Below are 20395 nucleotides of genomic sequence, written 5' to 3'. Positions count from 1 at the left end.
GCCGCGGGGCGGCGACCGGGCCGGTCAACGTGGTCGGAAGGGTCAGGCGGCGGACTGGCCGATGCTGACGTTGCCGAAGGAGGTGTGGGCGTACACCTGGACGAGGTCCTGAGGCTGGTCGACGGCGGCCAGGCGGTTCTGGACCGAGCCGGACTTGGTGTTGGACTCCAGCTGGGCGGCGCTGCCGGGCTTGATGCCGACGGTGAGGTCGCCCATGGAGGTCTCCAGGCGCAGGATGCCGCGGGCGGCCTCGGTGATGTGGATGTCGCCCTTGGCGACCTTCGCGGTCACCGAGCCCTCGGGGCGTTCGACGGTGATGTCGCCGGCGGACACCTCGAGTTCGCAGTCGCCGAGGCCGCCGGCGCCGTACAGGTTGCCCAGGCCGACCGTGCCGGTGAGGCGGGAGCCGCTGGGGACGGCGACGGTGACCACGATGGTCCCGACGGCGGTGAACGGGTTGTGGGCGCGCCAGCCGGTGGGGGTCTGCACGGTGAGGACGCCGTCGGTGAAGTGGACCTGGACCTGCTCCGCAGCGCGGACGTCCTCCTTCTTGGCGGGGTTCGCGGGCCGGACGTCGACGACGGTCTCGGTGCGGTCGGCGGCGGTGACGGTGACGTTCCCGGCGGCCACGGCGACGGCGACGGTGATGGGGGAGAGGGTCTCGAAGGCGGTCATGACTTGCTCCTTTGGATGCGATTCCGGGGTGGTGCCGGGCTGATGGGAGTAACTCTGAACGCGCGCGCTGACAGCGGGCTGACGCTGCCCTGACACGGCCGCTGACACTGGTTCTGCCCCGGTCACGGGTTGACGGCACAATGGTCCGGTGCAGATCAGGATGCTTGGACCGCTCGAGATCCGAACCGAGGACGGTGGATCCGTGGACGTGCCGGGTGTCCGATTGCGGGCGTTGTTGATCGCGCTGGCCCTCGAACCCGGCCGCGCGGTCGCGAAAACCACGCTGGTCGACTGGATCTGGGGCGAACAGCCGCCCGCCGACGCGGCGAACGCCCTGCAGGCGCTGGTGTCCCGGCTGCGAAAGGTGCTGCCGGACGGCGTGATCGACGTGCAGCCCGGCGGCTACCGGCTGGCCGTGACGCCCCGCGCGGTGGACGCCGTCCGCTTCGAACAGCTGCTGGACGCGGCCCGCGGCGGCGCGGAGGCCCAGCAGGCACAGGCCCTGCGCGAGGCCCTGGAACTGTGGCGCGGCGCGCCCCTGCAGGACCTCGCCGCGCAGGAGAACGCGGCCGTCGACGCCGCGATCACCCGCTTCGACGGCCTGCGCCTGGCCGCCGCCGAGGATCTCTACGAGACGGAGGTCCGGCTCGGTCGCGGCGCGGGCTCGGTCGCCGAGCTGACCGAGCTGGTGGATCGAAACCCGGTGCGGGAGCGCCTCGCCGGTTCGCTGATGCGCGCGCTGGCCGCCGCGGGCCGGGGCGCGGAGGCGTTGACCGTCTACCAGCGCACCCGCGAGGCTCTCGCCGACGAGCTGGGCGTGGACCCTTCGCCGGAACTGTCCGCGCTGCATGTCGCGCTGCTGCGCGGCGAGGTGGGCGCGCAGCGCGAGGAGGACCGCCGCACCAATCTGCGCGCCGAGCTGACCAGCTTCGTCGGCAAGCAGGCGGACCTCGACGCCGTGCGGGAACTCGTTGCGGCACATCGGCTCACCACGGTGACCGGTCCCGGCGGTTCCGGTAAGACCCGGCTGGCCACCGAGACCGGGCGCGCCATGCTCGCCGAGCTGCCGGACGGCGCGTGGCTGGTCGAGCTGGCGTCGGCGGGCGTGGGCGGCGATCTCGCCCAGTCGGCGCTGGCCGCGCTGGGTCTGCGCGACGCGCTGCTCGGCGGCGCGCCCAACGCGGAACCCGTCGACCGGCTCATCGCAGCCGTCCGCGACCGCGACATGCTGCTGATCCTCGACAACTGTGAGCACGTCATCGAGGCCGCGGCCGCCTTCGCGCATCGCATGCTCGGCGAGTGCCGGCGGTTGCGCATCCTCGCGACCAGCCGTGAGCCCCTGGGCATCACAGGTGAGGCGCTCTGGCAGGTCGAGCCGCTGGCCCTGCCCGCCGGGAACGCGGACGCCGCCGAGATCGAATCCTCCCCGGCCGTCCAGCTGCTGCGCGATCGGGCGAGCGCGGTCCGCAAGGATCTCGCGACCAATGCCCGCACCCTGGCGACCATGGCCCGGGTGTGCCGGGCGCTGGACGGGGTTCCGCTGGCCATCGAACTGGCGGCCGCGCGCCTGCGCACCATGTCCCTCGAGCAGCTGGCCGACCGTCTCGACGACCGCTTCCGGCTGCTGACCGGCGGCAGCCGCACCGCGATCCCGCAGCACCGCACCCTGCGCGCGGTGGTCGACTGGAGTTGGGAGCTGCTCACCGACGCCGAGCGAAAGGTCTTGCGCCGCTTGGCCGTGTTCTCCGGCGGCGCGACTCTCGAAGCGGCCGAACAGGTGTGCGCGGCCACCGAGTTCGGTGCGGACGCGGCGGTCGAGCAGTGGGAGGTGCTCGAACTGCTGACCACGCTGACCGAGAAGTCCTTGCTGCGCACCGCCGGTGACGACGAGCCGCGCTACCGCATGCTCGACACCATCAAGCAGTACGCCCGCGATCGTCTCGCCGAAGCGGGGGAGTCCGACGCCGCGCGCCGCGCGCACCTGGCCTGCTTCACGGCACTGGCCGCGACCGCGGAACCGCATCTGCGCCGCGCCGAACAGGTGCGGTGGCTGGCGGTTCTGGACGCCGAGTACGACAACATCGCCGCCGCCATGCGCGGCGCCCTCGCCGCCGAGGACGCGCCCGGCGGACTGGGCTTGGCTGCCGCCGCGGGCTGGTACTGGTGGCTCAGCGGCCATAAGGCCGAGGGTCGGGAACTGGTGAGCGCCGCCGCGGCCCTGCCCGACGAGACGGTCGACGCCGAGACGCGGGCCACCGTGTACGGGTTGGTCGTGCACTTCGTGACCTCCGGCCCAGGCGACCAGCGTCAGGTGGAGGAGTGGATCCACAAGGCGAGCGACGTCAGCCAGGGCATCCACGCCAGTCATCCGGCCCTGGCCTTCCTCGCCGCCCTGGAACGCATGCTGAAGGGGCCCGACGAGTTCCTGCCCGCCTTCGAAGCGCTGCTCGACGACGCGGACCCGTGGGTGCGGGCCCTGGCCCGATTGCAGACAGGCAAGCTGCGGGTCGTGCTCGGTCAGGGCGGGGAGCAGGCCGATGAGCAACTGGAGTTGGCGCTGGCCGAATTCCGGGCCATCGGTGAACGCTGGGGCATGTCGTTCGCGCTGACCGAGCTGGCCGACCGGATCGCCATGCGCGGTGAATTTGGCCGCGCGTGCGCGTATTTCGAGCAGGCGGTGGCCGCCGCTACCGAGGTCGGCGCGATCGAGGACGCCGTCCGGATGCGGTCACGGCAGGCCCAGTTGTACTGGCTGCTCGGTGATTTCGACGCGAGCGCGGTGGCGCTGACCGAGGCGCAGCGGTACGCGGATCAAGCGGCGTGGCCGAGTGGTCTGGCCGAACTCGCGTTGGCCCGAGCGGAATTGGCCCGCTGGAACGGTGACGTCGCGGAGACCGAGCGCCAGATCGCGTTCGCGACCTTGATGTTGGGTGAGGACGTGGGCCAGCCCTTCATGAGCGCCCTGATCCACGATCTGCGCGGCTACCTGGCCGAGGACACCGTCGCCGCGAGAACCGAACGCGCCGCGGCTTTTCAGGCGGCGACCGCCGGCGGGCACGCGCCCCTGCTGGCTCGGATCATCGTCGGCATCGCCGATCTGGCCCTGCGCGACGGCCAGGCCGCGCAGGCCGTGCGGCTGCTGGCGGCCGGCGACGCGGTGCGCGGCCTGGCCGACCGCTCACATCCGGATGTGGCCCGCATCGAGCAGACGACACGAAGCCGCCTCGGTGAAGACGGCTTCACCGAGGCGGCGGGGGAGGGGGCGCGGGCGGACTGGCACGAGCTGGCCCGGGTCACGCTCGCTTGCTGAAAGTGGCTCGCGACCACAGGTATCCGACGATGGCGAACCCGGCGCACCAGGCCAGCGCGGCGGCCGTGTAGCCGCCCGACGGGTGGCCGGTCAGGAAGCCGCGCAGGGCTTCGATGATCGGGGTGAAGGGCTGGTACTGGGCGAACTGCCGCACGCCCTGGCCCATCTGGTCTGCCGGGACGATCGCGCTGCTGACGAACGGCAGCATGATCAGCGGCACCACCGACATGCCCGCGGACTCCGGGGTCTTGGCCGCCATGCCCAGCGCGACGGTCAGCCAGGAGGCCGCGAACGAGGTGGCCACCATGACGCCGATCGCGCCCAGCCATTCGGTGGCCGAGGCCGGGGGCCGGAAGCCCAGGGCGAAGGCCACGCCGAGCACGGCGGCGATGGCGATCAGGTTGGTCAGCATGGTCGCCACCACGTGCCCGGTCAGCACCGCGCCGCGGGAGACGTCCATGACCTTGAACCGGTTGATGATGCCCTTGGCCATGTCCGAGCTGACCGACACCGCGGTGCCGGAGAGTCCGTAGCTGATGGCCAGCAGGATCATGCCGGGTGTCGCGTAGTTGATGTAATCCTCGCCGACATTGAAGGCGCTGCCGAACACGTAGACGAAGATCAGCAGCATGATCACCGGCATCAACGCGGCGTTGAAGATGGAGACCGGGTTGCGGGCGATGTGTTTGAAGTTGCGGCGCAACATGATCGCGGAGTCGCCGAGCGAGGCGGTCAGGCCGCCGGTGGCGCCGATGCGGTCGGTCGCGGTGGATTCGGTGGAAACGATGGTGCTCATGCTGCGTCGGCCTCCATGGTGGCGTGCCCGGTCAGGGCAAGGAAAACGTCGTCGAGATCGGGGGTGTGGATGGAAACGTCGGTGGCCTCGACCGAGTGGTCGGCGAGCCGGTTCAGCAAGGCGCGCAGGGCGTTCGACCCGCCGTCGCCCGGCACCTGGAGGGTGAGGGCCTCGTGGTCGGCGGTGCCGTCGGGCAGGATCCGCGCGGCGGCTTCCAGCTGCGCGTTGTCGCGGAACCGGAGCTGCAGGTAGCTGCCCGGCACCCGGCGCTTGAGGTCGTCGGGCGTGCCCTCGGCGACGATGCGGCCGCCGTCGAGCACCGCGATCCGGTCGGCCAGCTGATCGGCTTCCTCGAGGTACTGGGTGGTGAGGAAGATGGTGACGCCGTCGGAGGTCAACTCGCGCACGATCTCCCACATGGTGCGGCGGCTGCGCGGGTCCAGTCCGGTGGTCGGTTCGTCGAGGAAGACGATGTCCGGCTTGGTCACCAGGGTCATGGCCAGGTCCAGTTTGCGACGCATGCCGCCGGAGTAGGTCGAGGCCGGTTTGCGCGCCGATTCGGTCAGCTCGAACCGCTCGAGCAGACCGGCGACCACCCGCTTGCTCTCGCTGCCGCGCAGGCGGTGCAGGTCCGCCATGAGCCGCAGGTTCTCCTCGCCGGTGAGCAGGTCGTCGACCGCCGCGAACTGACCGGTGACCCCGATCGCCGCCCGCACCGCGCGGGTCTCGGTGGCGATGTCGTATCCGGCGACGCGGGCCGTCCCCCCGTCGGCCCGCAGCAGCGTGGTCAGCACGTTGACCATGGTCGTCTTGCCCGCCCCGTTCGGCCCGAGCAGCGAGAAGATGCTGCCGGTCGCGATGTTCAGATCGATGCCGTCGAGGATCGTCTTGTCCCCGTATGCCTTCCGCAGCCCCGAGGCCGCGATTGCTGTGCTGTTCATGGGGAGAACTTTCGACCGCCCACCTGATATCGGCCTGACGCGGACCTGACACGGCGCCTGACAGGCCCTATACGGTTTTGACACGGCATTCGACCTGGGTTTGACGGCGACGGAGACCCGATCGGACTACCGTTCAGTCATGGCAAGCAGGGACATCGTGGTGAGCGTCGGGGATGACGACTGGCTCACCCTCAGCGATGCCGCCGAATGTGCGGGGATGAGCGTGGCGGCATACGTGGCCTGGGGAGTTCGGGTTCTGGCGTTCCAAGCGCGCCCGGGCGGCTCGAAGCGCCGGCCGTCGACGTCCCCGTCGGCGACCCGCCGTCGCGCGAAGATCACCGACGAGACCGAGTCGATGGCCTGGACCGAGACCTTCTCCGAGCGACTATCCCACCGCACCGAGCGCTATCGCGGCTTGTAAGCAGGTCCCGACGTGCGGTGACCGGCTGGTTGCCCGAATAGCCCGCGTCGGGGTAACGCTTCGGAAACACCTCCCACCAGCTTTTCGATCCGCCCGATTCTCGGTGTTACCGTGAATTTGCTGAGGCGAAGGAGTTGATGGATGCGGTCGTCGCTGCCCGATGCGAGCCCGAAACGCCCGAAAGGCATGGCGCGGGTGCCGGGTGGCAGCTTCGTCATGGGATCGGAGGACTTCTTCCCCGAGGAGCAACCGGTCCACACCGTGACCGTCGAACCGTTCTGGATCGACGAACATCCGGTGACCAATGCCGAGTTCCGCCGCTTCGTGAAGGCGACCGGCTACGTGACGGTCGCCGAAAGACCTTTGGACCCAGCCGATTTCCCGGGCGCCGATCTCGCCGACCTGGTCCCGGGCGGGTTGGTCTTCCAGCGCACCGCCGGACCGGTACGCCTCGACGACTACCGGCAGTGGTGGGCATATGTGCCCGGAGCGTCGTGGCGGCATCCGCGCGGCCCGGCCAGCACCCTCGACGGCCTGGACCGTCATCCGGTCACCCAGATCGCCCACGAGGACGCCACTGCCTACGCGACCTGGGCGGGGAGATCGCTGCCGACGGAGATCGAATGGGAATTCGCCGCGCGCGGCGGCCTCGACGCCGCCACCTACGCCTGGGGTGACGAATTCGAACCACGCGGCCGTCGCATGGCCAACACCTGGGCGGGCCGCTTCCCGTGGGAATTCCTCCCCGCCCGTGGACAATCCGAACAGCCCGGCACCACCGCCATCGGAACCTATCCGCCCAACGGCTACGGCCTATCGGACATGACCGGCAACGTCTGGGAATGGACCAGCGACCTCTTCACCGCGGACCGCCGGCGCCCCGCCCCCGCCTCCTGCTGCGCGCCCGCCAACCCTGTGGTCGCGGAATCCTATACAGCGGAACGCTTTCCGCGTCGCGTCACCAAGGGCGGCTCGTTCCTGTGCGCCCCCAACTACTGCCTCCGGTACCGACCGGCGGCCCGGCAGGGCCAGACCGAGGACACGGCCACCTGCCACCTCGGCTTCCGAACGGTCATGCGAGAAAGCGCGAACGGCGGCCGATCTCGGTGACCGGCGGTTCGTCGTAGAGCCATTCTCGGGCGATCCGGTGCCAGTTGCCGGTCGCTCCGAGTTGGCCGAGCGCCGCGAAGGTGAGCAGGTCGGCGCGGCGGGAGGAGACGTGCGCGGGCGGCAGGAGCTGACGGCGCATGCCGCGGAGGTCGGCCGAACGGGGTCGACGGCGTGGACGACGGCGGCCGTGGCGAGTTCGGGGCTGATGGTGATCTCCTCGTCGAGCGGAGCAGCAGGATTGCTCACTTTTCGACAGGTCTACTTGGGATTGGTCACCTCGGTCGGGAAGTCCCGATCCGGCGTCACCGTATGACCGTCGGCCCCCAATGTGAGCGTCACGACCACCGGCCCACCCGACGGACAGCAGCTGGGGTCACTCCCCGCCAGCCACCGGTACCGCACCTGCACACTGCGATCCGAGGATCCGACCACCGACGTATAGGACGTCGACTTCTTCGTCGCGGTCCCCAGGAACCCGGCCTGGTTGAACAACATCACATGCCACGGCGAACTGGCCGTCCCGTGCGGCGTATCCGCCAGCACCCACATCAGCGCCGGACAGGACCCCACCTTCGCCTCGGTCCCGCTCTGCGCGAAGAACCCTTCCCCACCCACATTCGCCCCGAGCTTCCCCAGCGCCGCCGTCACCACCGGCGACTTCAAATCCACGCAATTCCCCCCACCCGCCGTGGCGGGCACCCCGTCCCCCGCAGGCTTCGTCACCACAGGCGCCTGCTCCCCACCCGTCGGCTGCCCACCCCCGGGCGCACCCACCGTGGTGGTCGCCACCCCACCCGGCTTCGGCACCGTAGCCCCGTCCTGACAACCAGTAGCCAGCCCCAGAGCCGCCACCGCCACACCAATCCCGACGATCTTCTTCATGACCAGTCCTCTCCCCTCGGTATCACCGGGTTATTCGCGGACCACCCGAGAAACGTTGCGCGATCGGCCGTGTCACACATCCCCGGGCTGCGTCGTCACCTTGACGAAGCCGACTGAAACGCACCGCGTTCCAGGCCCCGGCTGCACAACTCGAAGAGGGCGGTTATCGCTCTCTCCCACAAGGAAATTGGAGTCTGTCATGTTCATCGCCTATGTGATCGTCACCGTCGTGGCCGCCGCTTGGGTGGGGTTCTCGGCGTTCTCGCTGTATCGCCGGGCCGAGTTCGTGGTCGAGCCGCTGCGGCAGTACTCGGTGCCCGAGGCGTGGTGGACCCCGCTGGCCCTGGCCAAAGGGGCGGGCGCGGTCGGACTTATCGCCGGGCTGTTCATCCCCTTCGTCGGGGTGGCCGCCGCCATCGGCTTGATCCTGTACTTCGCGGGTGCGGTGATCACGATCATACGGGCCCGCCATTTCGGCAGCATCCCGTTCCCCCTGCTGTACCTGGTGCCCGTCGCCGTGGCCATGGGCCTGGGCTTCGCCGCCTGATCGAGTCCGTTACCGACCCGTCGATCGAGAGAAGAGAAGATCATGGAACCGCGTTTCAACCTGTACGCCAACGACGTTGCCGCCAAGTTCAACAGGCGACTGGTCACCGCCGCCCGCCTCAACGTCCTCGCGGGCCTGGCCGGCGGCTCCTACGCCCCCGGCCAGTGGTAACCCGCCCTCACCCCTGAAGATCACCGCTCTCGAGAAACTCCTCGACAGCGGTGATCTTCACTGTCCACTCCGAAACAACCTCCCCCTCCTTGTTCGCCGGAATTCGCTGCGTGTAGCCGCGGCGAGTGCGCAGCGACCGACGTTTCTCATGGATTCCCCCCCGAAATCACCCGGCCCCCGCCGGAAATCACGCCGGCCCGTCAGAATCCGCTCACGCCCTTGGCGAGGGCGGTGGTGCCCATGACCATGAACACCACGGCGATCACGGTGTGATTGTTCGCCTGTAGCCAGTTCTTCAGACGGGCCAGAGCGCCGCGCAGTTGATCGGCCGCGACGGCGTACCCGCCGACGGGGACGAGCACGGAGGCCGCGCCCAGCAGGACGAAGACGGTCAAGGCCGTCGCGGTACCGGTCGGATTCAGGCCCGCGGTGCCGATGGTGACCCCCGCCGTGATGCACAGCAGCAGGTTCTTCGGATTCAGCAGGGACACCAGCAGTCCGAAGCCCGCGGCCTTGGCGACCCCGAGTTCGTCAATGGCCTTCATCCACCCCGGAATCGAGTCGTCCTTGCGACTGCCCCACTGGCGGACCGCGATGTACACCAGCAGCAGTCCCATGACGGTCTTGATCACCGAGGCCGCGATCGACGGCTGGCTCGCCGACCGCATCAAACCCGATGCCGCGGCGGCGGTGACGAGGCCCGTGACCGTCACGATACCCGTCACCCAGCCGAGCGCGAAGCCCACGCTCGCCCGTCCGGCATTGGCGGACAACAGCATGAGGATGGCCGCCACCACCGGAATGGGCGAGAGCGCCACGCCGATCGCCAAGGGCAGCAGATCTGCGATCACGAGGCCATCGCCGCGAGATTGCGCCAGAAGTTGGCGAGGCTGTCGGTGCCGCCGAACAGCGTCGTGAAGTTGGTGGAGTCGGCCATCACGATGTCGCCGACGCGAACATCGTTGGGCGGCAACCACAGCAGGGTGTTGAACTCGGTATTGCCCGCCTCGATGAACGGGTGCGGACGGGACAACTCGATCGGCTGCCGGGCGAGCACCCGCACGGAATCGCTCTCCGGCTCGGTGAGCTGGTAGTGCGGCAGGTGCGGGTGGAAATTGAAGGTGGTGACGTTGTCGAGCAGGTGCGGCGTGTCCAGGTCGCGGAACGTCGTGAGCGGCGCGATCGACCGGGTGCCCTCGACGACCGCCGGACGCAGGCCGTACACATTGTCGACGGGGACGTTCAGGGCCGTCATCAGCGAGCGGGTGTACGCGCCGAACCGCTGCTGGCGCGGCACCAGCGGGTCACCGTGGTGCTCGAACTCCACCTGACGCTGCGCCAGGTCATCGGTGAAACCGACATCGTGGTGCGGCGCGAGCAGCAGGCATGTGCCCTCCCGCTGCAGCCACTGCTGGATGGCCGCGATCTCCTCGGGCGCCGCCGCCTCCTGCGCGAGCAGGTGGTCCAGGCCGAACACCATGAGGGTGTCGGTGTCGGCGAGGATGCGCTCGTCGATCGGCTGCTTGTATCCGGCCTGGTCGATACGCTGGAACACCGCCACCGGATGCCCGGTCACCTCACCGGCCAACTGCTGGAAGTGCAGGGTGGAGCGGTGGAACAGCTCGAGGGTGCCCGCGATGCCCTGCAGGAAGTGGGCGGCGTCGTATTCGGGGGTCTCATAGGCGGGCCAGGTGACCTGGCGCACCTCGGTCATGGTGGAGAAGCGGTTGTCCAGCTCGGCCGGATTCCGCTGGGACTCCCAGGGATAACTCCACGTCCAGTAGATGCTGATGCGCCGCTTGCCCGGGGTGTAGGGGCGGGCCACGTGGTACTGGTTATAGGTTCGAGCCGGGGTGAACGAGCTCATGCTTCCTCGCTGTCGGTGAGAGTGGTCAGATAGCGCAGGGCCCGCAGCCCCGGCAGAAAGAAATACGCGCCACCGCTGACATTGGTGAACGCCGGAATTCCCTTGATGGTCTTGCGAATCGGGCGCTTCGGAATCTTGTATTCCAGGGTGCCGTCCTGATTGCCGATGATCGGATCGCGCTCGTTGCCCAGTTCGTGGAAGGTCTTGTCGTTGACCCACACGTTCTGGGCGAACTCGAACTGGCGCACCAGGCTCGCGCACAGCACGAAGGCCGCGATCCCGCGGTCCGCGCCGTCCTCGGGCGTGCCCTCCGGCAGGTAGGGGCCGTAGGTCGCGCCGCGCCGAATCATCCTGCGGCGCTGGATGTTCACGCCGGTGTCGCGCGGATTCATGCGGCGGATATGGGAGCCGAGCGGCACCGCGTAACCGTGCGGATCCATCTCCTTGTAGGTGAAATCGTTGTTGCGGGACAGATCCGCGCCCAGCTCCGGGTCGTCGGTCTCCGGGGCCAGGACCAGCGGCGCGCCACTGCGCCACCGGCCCATCAACTTGGCGGCCACCAGCTCCTGGTCATCGGCGGTCTCGCCGTGCTCGGCCAGGAAGTCGCGGAACCGCCCCACGTGCTCGCGCAGTCGCCGGTAGGCCATGAAGGTGCCGTTGCGCGAAAGGACTTCGGGCTGCGGCAGATCCTCCGGCTCGCCCCGCTCGTCCGGATAGCCCAGGATGAATTCCCCGGCCTTCACCGGCGCACCGCTGCCGGGCGTGGGCTCCTCGCCGCTGCCCTCGATCACCGGCTGCGACAGCCGATCCCGATAACCGAAGTGGTCGTGGGCGTACTCGAAGGGCGGCACCGCCTCCAGGTCCAGCGAGGACAGCACGGTCACGCCCGGGCATTCGGCGACCAGGGCATTGTGGTCGGCCACCCGGCGTTCACGTTCGGCGGCGTCGCGGGCGAACAGGATCACGATGGCGTGCAGATCCTCGCCCGCGGTGCCGTCGATCCAATGGTCGGGATGGTTGGCGCCCTCGTCGCCCAGGATTTCCGCCCGGGCGGCCATGCCCTGGCGGAATTCCTCGGGAAAACTGGCCAGCGCGTCCTCCGGGACGCCGAGCGCGCGCAGGCCGGTCCAGGTGAAAGCCACTGACACCCAGTTCTTGTCGGTGTCCACCGATCCTTGGAGATCGGCGACCGAGGGCACGCGGTCGACCATGGCCGTGAGCCACGCGCGCGCCCCGGCCGGATCGGTGAAGGTGAGGAATTCGTAGCGCCCGGTCAGCGCGGGCACCCGGGTGATCAGGATGTGCTGGATATCGTCGAATTCGAGCACGATCGATCCCGTTACTGCATCTCGTCGAGCATGTTCGAGAATGCCGACTTGAGTCGCAGGGCCTTCTTGATCTCGTCCGAGGTCACGTACGGGTACTCGCCGTACTCGAGGAAGCTCGGGAACTGGTGCGCGCGGAAGAATTCGATGGCGGCGGCGCGGTTGGTGCGCCAATCCTCGGGAAAGCCCTCGAGATTCACGAACGCGGTGGTGATGCCCGTGGCCAGGAACAGGTCGAGGGCGTCCTCGAGGTACTTGTCGAAATCGGTGTCGAAGATGCCCTGGTACTGGAAGGTGAGGCCGTCACCGATGTCGAACAGCACCCAGCGCAGATAGTGCAGCCGCAGCGGCGCAAGCACATTCGGGTCCTGCTCGACCGCGGACTGGATCACCTTGCCGTGCTCGCGGAGGGCCGCCTCGTGACCGGGCTTCACTTTGGCGATGATCGAGAATCCGAAGTTGGCGGGGGTGCGGGGATAGACCGGTCCGTACCTGCCCTGCTCGAATTCGAAATACCCGGTTTCGGGGAGTGCCATTGCTGCGGGCTTGGACCAATCCTCGTTGCTCGTGGCCACGTTCTCGTCCTTCCACTTCGATCCGAATGCGGTAGCTGGAACGTAACCAACCCTAAGGGGATAAGATGACGATCGCTTATCATTACGGGACAGGGTGTTGATCATTCGGGGACATCGGAGAGGTATTGAAACCGCTGGCCCGCTACGCAGCGCTGAACGAATACGTTGACCTGGGCAGATCGCTGGGGATCGACCCGGTGGGACTACTGCGATCTTCGGGCCTGGACCCGGTCGGACTCAGCCTGCAGGACCGATGGGTCCCCGCCGCCGCGATAGCTGACCTACTCGAAAGGTCGGCCGTCGCGGCCGACTGCCCCGATTTCGGGCTCCGCCTGGCCGCCCGACGGCGTTTCGCCAACCTGGGCCCGCTGAGCCTCGTCATCCGCGAGGAACCCGACGTGCGCAGCGCCCTGCGGGTGATGTCACGCCACGAGGACACCTACAACGAGGCCCTGCGCACCCGCCTGACCGAACAGAACGGCGTCGCCACCATCCGCCTCACCCTCGATATCGGCCAACCCGGCGAGACCCGCCAATCCGTCGAGCTGGCCGTCGGCGTCCTGCACGGCCTGCTGGCCGGATTCCGCGGCGCCACTTGGCAGCCTGTCGAGGTTCGCTTCACTCACCCCGCCCCGCCCGACCCCCGCCCCCATTACCGCACCTTCGGCCCGCATGTGACCTTCGGTCAGGACTTCAACGGAATCATCGCCTGCACAGCCGATCTCGACGCCCCCAACGCCATGGCCGACCCCCAGCTGCGCGCCTACACCCAGCAGCTCCTGGACCCCGTCCTCCCCATCCGCCCCGTCACCACCGCCGAACGCGTCCGCGAACTCATCGAACTACTCCTCCCCACCGGCCGCTGCTCGGTCGACAATGTCGCCCGCAGCCTCGGCGTCGACCGCCGCACCATCCACCGCCGCCTGGCCGCCGAAGGCGAAACCTTCAGCGGCCTCCTCGACTCCACCCGAGCCGAACTGGCCTGCCACCTGGTCGCCAACCCCCGCCGATCCCTCACCGAAACCGCCGGCCTCCTCGGCTACTCCGCCCCCGCCAACTTCTCCCGCTGGTTCCGCCGCCACTACGGCTGCAGCCCCGCCGAATGGCGTCGCGCGCGAATAGCGTCCGAAATCCCCTGACCTTCTGAATCGGCAGATGTCCGGGCCTCCGGTCGGATACGCTGCCCGGTTGAGTTGAAAAGATCTCGCTTCAGTCTGGATTCGGGGTGTCAATAGTGTTTGTTGGGTCGCGGGGTACTGGCCGACGGTGGATGTGCGCGGCCATCGCGGCGCTCGCGGTCACCACGGCGACGGCGGGCAGCGTCGTCGCGGACCCGGCTCCGGCGGGCAAAGAGCTTGTGGTGCTGGGGGATTCGTTCTCCGCCAATGACTGGGATCATTTCGAAGGCAAGAACGACTGCAACCGACACGGCGCCACCGCCTGGCCGGTGCAGCTGGCCAAGCTGATGGGTGTGTACGGAACCGAGCAGGTATCCGACCCTTCGTGCCCCGGCGCCTCCATCGACAGCGGTCCCGGCTGGACCATGGCTCAGCAGGCGCAGCGCGCCGACAAAGAGGGCGCATTCGGTCCGAACACCAAACTGGTGACACTGCAATTCGGGATGAACGACAAATGGGGAAGCTCGGATCAGACCCTGTTCACGTCCCTGCAGTCCTGCGTCTTCAACCTCGAATTGGGCTGTGACCCCGACTCGGTCGAGCAGGGTCGCATGACCGATTACACCGGTGTCTCCGGCGCCCTGATGGCGAAGCGAATGAGCAACGCCGTCACCTACATCAAGTACTACGCCCCGAACGCCCGCATCGTCGTGGTCGGCTACCCCGAACTCTTCACCCCCGGCAGCAGCACCATCTGCCTCTCCATCCTGGGCGCAGCGCCGTTCATCAATCCCCGCGGCCGTGCGTTGGTCGAGTACCTCGACCGCATCGACCAGGCGCAACGAGAAGCCGCCCATCTGCTGGGTATCGATTTCTTCGATACCCGCACCCTCACCGCCGGCCACGACCTCTGCTCCTCGCAGCCCTGGCTGAACGGAATCCTCGACCCCCGCACCGGAATCGACGGCCTCCCCTTCCACCCGTCGGCCCAGGGCGACACCGCCCTCGCCAACGCCATCCACACCCGCTACGGCCGCTGAATCCGGAGCCACCTCAGGCCAGGATTTGCTGGGCACCCTCGGACTTGCAGTTGGGGTTCGCCGGATCTCGTAGCGGTTTCCGCACCCGCAGAGCAGCTTCGGCAGTCAATTGGCTTCGTTCGAGCGGCCCTGAACCGTGCTGTGTACCGTCCGCGTGTTCCCCGTCGGATTGCTCCTGGAAGATCGGCGCCGCGACTTCGAACAACGCTGCCCGAGCGCAGCCCGAAAACGCGGCCCTACTTCCCGGTTAGGGCGATCGATCGGGCAAGCGAAAGGGCGGCCACGGTGATGGTCGCGGGGCCGTCCTTTGTCCTGACACCTCAGGCGGGCACGACGCCGACGCGCTGTGCCAGCTTGCCGAGTTCGCCGGTGGCGAGATCGCGCCGTGCTTCCCGCAGCATCGCGCCGACCAGTTCGCGCACCGGAGCCAGACCGCGAACATGTTGAGGCGCAGCGTGTTCAGCCCTTAGCAGGGAGTGAAGCGTCGCGCGGTGATCGCGCTTCATCGCGTACGCCCGGCCGACCTCCACAAAGTACAGGGCATGACGTGAACCCTTGGGTAGGTCCGCCGGATTCAGGGATTCTGCGATGCGCAGCGCCTGGCCGGGTTCGCGGCGTTCCACGGCCGAACTCATCTGCCACAGTGCGACGTTGGCAGGGCCGAAGGTTCGATTGCGTGCGGTGCTGTGGCCGGACGGTGCGCCGGTGAGCCTGCCCGCCATCTCGGCGGCTTCATCCAAGTGGGGTTGCGGGTCGCCTCCGGCCAGGGTCTCGACGAACCCGGCCTGGAGGCGTGCCATCCCTACAGTCTCCAGTTCACCGCGCGTGCTCGCATCGGGTGTCAGCTGATCGGCTACGCCGGTAGCGACCGTCAGTGCGGCCGACAGAGCGCCTGGCCGTGCTGCGAGAACCTGGGACTTCAGGAACTGGGCGGCGGCGATCGGGGCCAGCGAATCGGCATGCGCCGCCGCACGTTCCGATTCCTGCACAGCCGTCCATGCCAGGGCATCATGGCCGCGCTGCCGGAGCGCGGAGGACACACCATAGGCAACGGTGGCCAGCAGGTCCCACGCCGCAAGGCCACCCCGCTCGGTGAGGTGATAGGCGTCGTTGAGGAGATCAGGCAACAGCGGGCCTAGTGCGGCGTAATCCCCGCCCTGCCGCAGCCGTGATGCGTGCTCGACGGCTGCGCTCAGTTCGTCCAGGGTGCGCGGTGGGCGGGTGTCGGTCACGTCGCCCCGGGTCCACAAAGCAGTTTCGATTGTGGGCACGGCGCGGTGGAATGCGCTGGTGGACGGGTCAATCCGGTCGTCGCTGCCGGTCAGGTCGCCGAGTGTGCATCCGAGGGCTTCGGCCAAGGCCAGCAGGGTGCGTCGGGAGTCCACGGGCCGGAGCCCGGTCTCATACTTCGCGATCACCGATCGGCTGATCCCGGAGCGGTCGGCCAGCACCTGTTGCGAGATCCCGCGCCGCGCCCTGATCTCGCGGACCCGCTGCCCGATATAGGTGTCCTGTTCGTCGATCATGAGCCGCTCCCTCCGATCCGCCCTGACAAGGCACAGGTTACGTGCCTTGTGTTCCCGGGGGAACAAAGTTCGGTGCCCGCGCTGCGAAGGTCAGGAAGCGGGTATCCGCCGCCGTCCACGAGGCGCTCGGTACTCGACCACAACGCATCGGCGACCAAGGGGGTAGCGATGGTAACCGGGACTATGGCGGAGGCGGCGGTGCTGGGCGTGCTCGCGCCCGGCGGGATGCTGACCGCCGCCCAGATCAGCGAACAGGCCCAGATCACCGGGTGGTCTGCCCGCCGGGCGATCGGGCAACTGGAATCACGCGGTCTGGTGATGGCCGTCCCGTACGCCTCCCGCTGGTCGATCACCCCCAGAGGAAGCACGGCCTGGACCACGAAGTTCAGGAGGTACGCCCGATGAACAGCCGAAGGGCTTGCCCCGCAGGGCAATTCGCACCGCCCGGTATCGAACCCGAAGGCCGCTACCTCCAGCGCTCGGATGGGTCCTGGTCGGTGGTCGGGGCGGACGGGTGGCCGGTGCCGATGGATGAGTACCTGGCGCAGCGGCGTGAACTGGAGGCCGATGTTTCGGCCCTCGAATCCCTGGGGGTGACAGCCATCGACGCGGAGCCTCTGATTGTCCGTGAAATTGCCTGGGGTGCAGTGAATTCCGAACGAGGGGAACTCGAGCGATGATCACCGACCTGGTCAGCCACGAGACCGCCCTCTTCTGGGAATGGATGCTGGCGTTCCTCACCCCCGGCGCCACGCTGGTCTGGGCCGCCCTCCGGCCACAGCGAATACCCCCGGAGAACAGCGTGGACGCGATCAGGGCGCGGATCGAACGGGAGCGATGGGCCGCCGCCGACACGAGACGACCGCGCCCTGTGCGGCCCGCGAGGCCCGCCCGAAGGCCGGCATCACACCGCAGCACAGCCTGACCGCCGCGCTCAGCCGGGGATGTCGGCCGACCGGAGCGTGCCGTCCTGCCTCAGCCGATGCCGTCCTGCACCGGATAGTCGATGACGACCACACCGCCGGTGGCGTAGTTGACGACATCGTCGGCCGCCCGCTGGCCGTACTCCGACGCCCGCATCGCGGCCAAGGCGTCGGCGTCATCGAAATCGGCTTCGAAGACCGCGAAATACGGCGCTTCTCCGTTCCTCGACGCCACGTCGAAGCTGTAGCGCCACGCGAGCACGCCGGGCCAATTCGAGACCAGCGGAAGGTGGTTGTTCACGTAGTAGTCGCGGAAGTGGTCGGGGTCGGCGGGCTTGGGATAGAGGACCAGCAATTTATGCATGACTGCCTCCTGCGGCTACCACGGTCGGTTGAATCGTCATATGCGCAGGTTAGGGCTTGATGTGTGGTCGAGGGAAAGACCGGAAGGCGATAGACTCAGAACGGATCGTTATCAATCGGCAGGGAGGGCGCGTGGCGCCGGATACGGTGAGCCTGCGGTACTTTCTGGTGCTGGCGCAGGAGTTGAACTTCACCCGCGCGGCCGCACGGATCGGTATCGCACAGCCCGCACTCAGTGCCCGGATGCGCCGATTGGAGGCGGAACTCGGTACCAGCCTGCTGGTTCGCGACACGCGTAGCGTCGTATTGACCACGGCCGGTGCGGCTTTGGCGGAGTCCGCGCCGCCCGCGCTGGCGGCGCTGGACCGGGCATGGGACACCGCCCGGAACGCGGGGGCCGGTGAAATGGGCACGCTGCGCATGGGATACAGCCTCAGCGCGGGGGCCGAGACGGCGCCGGCCCTGGTGGACAGGCTCATTCGCAACAGCCCGGGACTCGAGGTCAGTGCGGTCCCGATGGCGACACCGGAGATCTCCGCCGCGGTCGCGGACGGCCGCATCGACGCGGGGATCACCCGCGGTGAACAGCCGGGTCGTGACGTGCGCCGGTTCCTGCTGCGGCGGATGCGCGTCGGGGTCCAATTGGCGCAGCATCATCCGCTGGCCGAACACCCGGAGATCGAGATCGCCGATGCGGCCGCGTATCCGCTGCGACTCCCGGACCGTACGGCCAACCCCGTGATCCACGATCAGCTGTCCGCACTGTTCCGCGACACCCGGCCGAGCCCCCAATTCCACACGTCCGCAGTCTCTTTCGACATGTCTCAGCACGACCTACGCGACGGGCTCACCCTCGCTCCGGCCGGTGAAGTCGCGGCCACGACACAACCGGCCGGCCTCACGTGGCGACCATTGCGGGGCGCACCCGCCATGACCATCCACCTGGTCCTCCCGCGTGTGCAGTCACCACTCCACCGCCGCATCCGCACCGTCGCCAAAACCCTGGCACACGAGCTGCACTGGCTGCCGGACTGACGCGCAGCAGTCACCCAGATCGCCGACGGTTCGCCGGAGTGGCGGCTGGGAGGCGACGGGACAGCTGAACCTGATGTGTTCGATCACGGTGAAGTGAGCCAGGATTGACCGGCCGAAAGGCACAATTGGTGGCATGGCTGATCTCGCGCTGACGCCCGAGCGGCGGAGTGAACTGGCTGCGCTACTCGGTGACGAGCAGGGCTTGCGGGCTCGGTACCCGAACGTCGCGGAGTACCTGGAGACCGCGCCGATGTTGCCTGGCACGGGTGATCAGCACGCTGACGCGGCATTCGATCTGAAGCTTGTGCACTACATGACGGGCGGCGAGTCTCCGAGCGGGAATCCCTACTGGGACATCGTGGAGTCGTCGGTGTCGGAGCGGGATGGCCGATGGGTTGTGGACGGTGGTAGGCCGTCCGGGAGCGCTCGACTCGCGTTCGCTCAAACGATCCTTCAGACCGCGTATGCGTACGCCATCCCGTCGCCGCGAACAGTCATGTGGATCCGGGAGTTCTGCGGAGCGAGCGGTGTTGTCGAACTCGGTGCAGGGCGCGGGTATTGGGCTGCGCAGCTCGAGCGCGCAGGGGTGGAGACGGCCGCGTACGACTCGGAACCGCCGGATATCGCCGATAACGTTTCTTTCCCCGGTGCTGCTGGTCAGCGTGATGTCTGGCATCGCGTCGGCGGTTTGGAACAGTATTTGGATCGGACCGAAGACAAGGCCGATTACACGCTTCTGATGTGCTGGCCGCCCGGCTGGGGCAGTCCGATGGCCTCCGAAGCCCTTGCGCGGTTCGAAGAACACGGAGGTCAGCGGCTGGTCTTCATCGGTGAACCCAAGGGCGGCAAGACTGGCGATGATGCCTTCTTTGATGCCCTAGTGGAGGGGTGGGAGTTGAAAGCCGCTCCACTCCAATATATTTCGTGGTGGAATCTATCCGATGTTGCCCAGGGGTGGGTGCGCCGGTAGTCGCCTTCAGGACTCGTCGTCATCTGTGAGGGCCATGCGGAATACGAATGCGTCGTACCGGTTGAGCGGATAGGACACATCGGAGATCATGATCACGCGGCCGTCGGGGTCCACGAAGCGCTGATGGACCGTCTTGACCAACTCGCCTGCGGGCGTGCCAAGCCATGCGGCATGGGCTGGGGTCGGTAGTCGGTCGGCGATCGTTTCCTCCAGGAACGCCGCGGTCGTCGTGCCGTGGATGCCCAGGGGTTGGTAGGAATCGGAGATCGAGATCGGTTTGCCGTTCTCGCTGGCGCGGGTGGTGACGCGGGTGATCTCAGTGCCATTGGCGAGGCTCAGCGGCTCCGCGATGGTCGCGGGAGCGGATATGCGCTGCGAGTCGTGTTCGATTCGAACCGCGTGATCGGACTCGTGACCGAAGGTTGTCTCGGGACGTTCCATTTGCCGTTCGGGTGAGACCCGGATCAGGTTCGGTCGATCCGCAACGAAGGTCCCGCGGCGCTCGATCGTGCGGACAAGACCTTGGCTCAGCAGGAGCTTGATCGCCCTGCGGATGACTATGTCCGAGACGCCGTTGTCAACGGCCATCTCGGTGAGGCTGGGCAGCTGGGATCCGGGTGGCAGTGTCCCCGTTCGGATTCGGCGTGCGTACTCGCCCGCGATGGAGACGTAAGCAGGTTCTCCCATCAGGTTTCAGCCCCTCGATGCCCGGTGCAGTGCAATGGATGCGTTTCAGTATACGCAACTGCGTATACCCACTGATCATATCGGCGGTCATGACGCATCAACCGCTGTATACG

At 67.9% G+C, this 20395-nt stretch carries 22 protein-coding genes and 1 pseudogene; 11 read left to right on the top strand and 12 right to left on the bottom strand.

The genetic code is table 11. The features are described 5' to 3' along the window. Positions 1 to 42: 42 nt before the first annotated feature. On the bottom strand, positions 43 to 675 hold the full coding sequence (locus tag ACFV4K_RS18345) for a DUF4097 family beta strand repeat-containing protein (RefSeq protein WP_379276214.1): 633 nt from the start codon (positions 673 to 675) through the stop codon (positions 43 to 45). A gap of 148 nt (positions 676 to 823) precedes the next feature. Here ACFV4K_RS18345 and ACFV4K_RS18340 point away from each other — a divergent pair, with 148 nt between their 5' ends. Next, positions 824 to 3985, top strand: a complete 3162-nt coding sequence (locus ACFV4K_RS18340) for a BTAD domain-containing putative transcriptional regulator (protein ID WP_379276213.1) — start codon at positions 824 to 826, stop codon at positions 3983 to 3985. On the opposite strand, the gene ACFV4K_RS18335 is transcribed toward ACFV4K_RS18340, so the two are convergent. Both ACFV4K_RS18335 and ACFV4K_RS18330 read right to left on the bottom strand, forming a co-directional pair. Further along, entirely contained in the window at positions 3969 to 4781 is an 813-nt protein-coding gene (locus ACFV4K_RS18335; protein WP_379276212.1) for an ABC transporter permease, read from the bottom strand. The genes ACFV4K_RS18340 and ACFV4K_RS18335 overlap by 17 nt on opposite strands. Further along, a complete protein-coding gene (locus ACFV4K_RS18330) occupies positions 4778 to 5722 on the bottom strand; it encodes an ATP-binding cassette domain-containing protein (RefSeq protein WP_379276211.1) in 945 nt (314 codons plus the stop codon). The genes ACFV4K_RS18335 and ACFV4K_RS18330 overlap by 4 nt, the downstream gene beginning before the upstream one ends. Before the next feature lie 139 nt (positions 5723 to 5861). Here ACFV4K_RS18330 and ACFV4K_RS18325 point away from each other — a divergent pair, with 139 nt between their 5' ends. Together ACFV4K_RS18325 and ACFV4K_RS18320 are read left to right on the top strand one after the other, a co-directional pair. Then, the gene (locus tag ACFV4K_RS18325; protein WP_357089319.1) at positions 5862 to 6143 is read left to right on the top strand and encodes a hypothetical protein; all 282 of its coding nucleotides are present in this window, start codon (positions 5862 to 5864) and stop codon (positions 6141 to 6143) included. Between the two features lie 141 nt (positions 6144 to 6284). Further along, the gene (locus ACFV4K_RS18320) at positions 6285 to 7253 is read left to right on the top strand and encodes a formylglycine-generating enzyme family protein (RefSeq protein ID WP_379276210.1); all 969 of its coding nucleotides are present in this window, start codon (positions 6285 to 6287) and stop codon (positions 7251 to 7253) included. Here ACFV4K_RS18320 and ACFV4K_RS18315 read toward each other — a convergent pair. Both ACFV4K_RS18315 and ACFV4K_RS18310 read right to left on the bottom strand, forming a co-directional pair. After that, positions 7216 to 7478, bottom strand: a pseudogene (locus tag ACFV4K_RS18315) (AarF/ABC1/UbiB kinase family protein); the annotation flags it as partial. The gene ACFV4K_RS18320 and the pseudogene ACFV4K_RS18315 sit on opposite strands and share 38 nt — an antisense overlap. Positions 7479 to 7511: 33 nt before the next feature. Continuing rightward, complete coding sequence (locus ACFV4K_RS18310; RefSeq protein WP_379276209.1) at positions 7512 to 7922, bottom strand: LppP/LprE family lipoprotein; 411 nt, start codon at positions 7920 to 7922, stop codon at positions 7512 to 7514. A gap of 412 nt (positions 7923 to 8334) precedes the next feature. On the opposite strand from ACFV4K_RS18310, the gene ACFV4K_RS18305 reads away from it, so the two are divergent. Together ACFV4K_RS18305 and ACFV4K_RS18300 are read left to right on the top strand one after the other, a co-directional pair. Then, positions 8335 to 8682 (top strand): DoxX family protein, encoded by a 348-nt coding sequence (locus ACFV4K_RS18305; RefSeq protein WP_379276207.1) that lies wholly within the window; start codon positions 8335 to 8337, stop codon positions 8680 to 8682. A 42-nt stretch (positions 8683 to 8724) separates the two neighbouring features. Beyond that, positions 8725 to 8853: a hypothetical protein gene (locus tag ACFV4K_RS18300; RefSeq protein WP_379276205.1), complete on the top strand. Its 129-nt coding sequence runs from the start codon at positions 8725 to 8727 to the stop codon at positions 8851 to 8853. 200 nt (positions 8854 to 9053) lie between these two features. Here ACFV4K_RS18300 and ACFV4K_RS18295 read toward each other — a convergent pair whose 3' ends face one another. Genes ACFV4K_RS18295 through ACFV4K_RS18280 form a run of 4 tightly spaced genes read right to left on the bottom strand, consistent with a single transcriptional unit; the run spans position 9054 to position 12581 of the window. Further along, the gene (locus ACFV4K_RS18295) at positions 9054 to 9704 is read right to left on the bottom strand and encodes a GAP family protein (protein WP_379276204.1); all 651 of its coding nucleotides are present in this window, start codon (positions 9702 to 9704) and stop codon (positions 9054 to 9056) included. Beyond that, positions 9701 to 10720 carry a hypothetical protein gene (locus ACFV4K_RS18290; protein ID WP_379276202.1) on the bottom strand — a complete coding sequence of 340 codons (1020 nt, stop codon included), beginning with the start codon at positions 10718 to 10720 and terminating at the stop codon, positions 9701 to 9703. The genes ACFV4K_RS18295 and ACFV4K_RS18290 overlap by 4 nt, the downstream gene beginning before the upstream one ends. After that, a complete protein-coding gene (locus ACFV4K_RS18285; protein WP_379276201.1) occupies positions 10717 to 12048 on the bottom strand; it encodes a Dyp-type peroxidase in 1332 nt (443 codons plus the stop codon). Before ACFV4K_RS18285 ends, ACFV4K_RS18290 begins: the two co-directional genes overlap by 4 nt. An 11-nt stretch (positions 12049 to 12059) precedes the next feature. Further along, positions 12060 to 12581 carry a hypothetical protein gene (locus ACFV4K_RS18280; RefSeq protein ID WP_379276215.1) on the bottom strand — a complete coding sequence of 174 codons (522 nt, stop codon included), beginning with the start codon at positions 12579 to 12581 and terminating at the stop codon, positions 12060 to 12062. 164 nt (positions 12582 to 12745) lie between these two features. On the opposite strand from ACFV4K_RS18280, the gene ACFV4K_RS18275 reads away from it, so the two are divergent. Continuing rightward, positions 12746 to 13759: an AraC family transcriptional regulator ligand-binding domain-containing protein gene (locus ACFV4K_RS18275; protein WP_379276199.1), complete on the top strand. Its 1014-nt coding sequence runs from the start codon at positions 12746 to 12748 to the stop codon at positions 13757 to 13759. Between the two features lie 131 nt (positions 13760 to 13890). Next, positions 13891 to 14778: an SGNH/GDSL hydrolase family protein gene (locus ACFV4K_RS18270; protein ID WP_379276197.1), complete on the top strand. Its 888-nt coding sequence runs from the start codon at positions 13891 to 13893 to the stop codon at positions 14776 to 14778. 320 nt (positions 14779 to 15098) lie between these two features. Here the strand turns inward: ACFV4K_RS18270 and ACFV4K_RS18265 are convergent, their stop codons facing one another. After that, positions 15099 to 16304, bottom strand: coding sequence for a helix-turn-helix domain-containing protein (locus tag ACFV4K_RS18265; RefSeq protein WP_379276196.1), 1206 nt, complete (start codon positions 16302 to 16304; stop codon positions 15099 to 15101). Positions 16305 to 16472: 168 nt separating this feature from the next. On the opposite strand from ACFV4K_RS18265, the gene ACFV4K_RS18260 reads away from it, so the two are divergent. Further along, positions 16473 to 16709 carry a MarR family transcriptional regulator gene (locus ACFV4K_RS18260; RefSeq protein WP_379276194.1) on the top strand — a complete coding sequence of 79 codons (237 nt, stop codon included), beginning with the start codon at positions 16473 to 16475 and terminating at the stop codon, positions 16707 to 16709. Between the two features lie 122 nt (positions 16710 to 16831). Continuing rightward, a complete protein-coding gene (locus ACFV4K_RS18255; RefSeq protein WP_379276192.1) occupies positions 16832 to 16984 on the top strand; it encodes a hypothetical protein in 153 nt (50 codons plus the stop codon). Positions 16985 to 17279: 295 nt separating this feature from the next. Here ACFV4K_RS18255 and ACFV4K_RS18250 read toward each other — a convergent pair whose 3' ends face one another. Next, on the bottom strand, positions 17280 to 17591 hold the full coding sequence (locus tag ACFV4K_RS18250; protein ID WP_379276191.1) for an EthD family reductase: 312 nt from the start codon (positions 17589 to 17591) through the stop codon (positions 17280 to 17282). Between the two features lie 131 nt (positions 17592 to 17722). Between ACFV4K_RS18250 and ACFV4K_RS18245 the strand changes: the two genes are divergently transcribed. Together ACFV4K_RS18245 and ACFV4K_RS18240 are read left to right on the top strand one after the other, a co-directional pair. Then, positions 17723 to 18625, top strand: coding sequence for a LysR substrate-binding domain-containing protein (locus ACFV4K_RS18245; RefSeq protein ID WP_379276189.1), 903 nt, complete (start codon positions 17723 to 17725; stop codon positions 18623 to 18625). A 133-nt stretch (positions 18626 to 18758) separates the two neighbouring features. After that, positions 18759 to 19595 carry a hypothetical protein gene (locus ACFV4K_RS18240; RefSeq protein ID WP_379276187.1) on the top strand — a complete coding sequence of 279 codons (837 nt, stop codon included), beginning with the start codon at positions 18759 to 18761 and terminating at the stop codon, positions 19593 to 19595. Between the two features lie 6 nt (positions 19596 to 19601). On the opposite strand, the gene ACFV4K_RS18235 is transcribed toward ACFV4K_RS18240, so the two are convergent. Further along, positions 19602 to 20282, bottom strand: a complete 681-nt coding sequence (locus ACFV4K_RS18235; RefSeq protein ID WP_379276186.1) for a GntR family transcriptional regulator — start codon at positions 20280 to 20282, stop codon at positions 19602 to 19604. Between the last annotated feature and the right edge of the window lie 113 nt (positions 20283 to 20395).

This window comes from Nocardia sp. NPDC059764, from assembly GCF_042732555.1.
Taxonomy (GTDB): domain Bacteria; phylum Actinomycetota; class Actinomycetes; order Mycobacteriales; family Mycobacteriaceae; genus Nocardia.
This window is presented reverse-complemented; position numbering and strand designations above follow the sequence as displayed.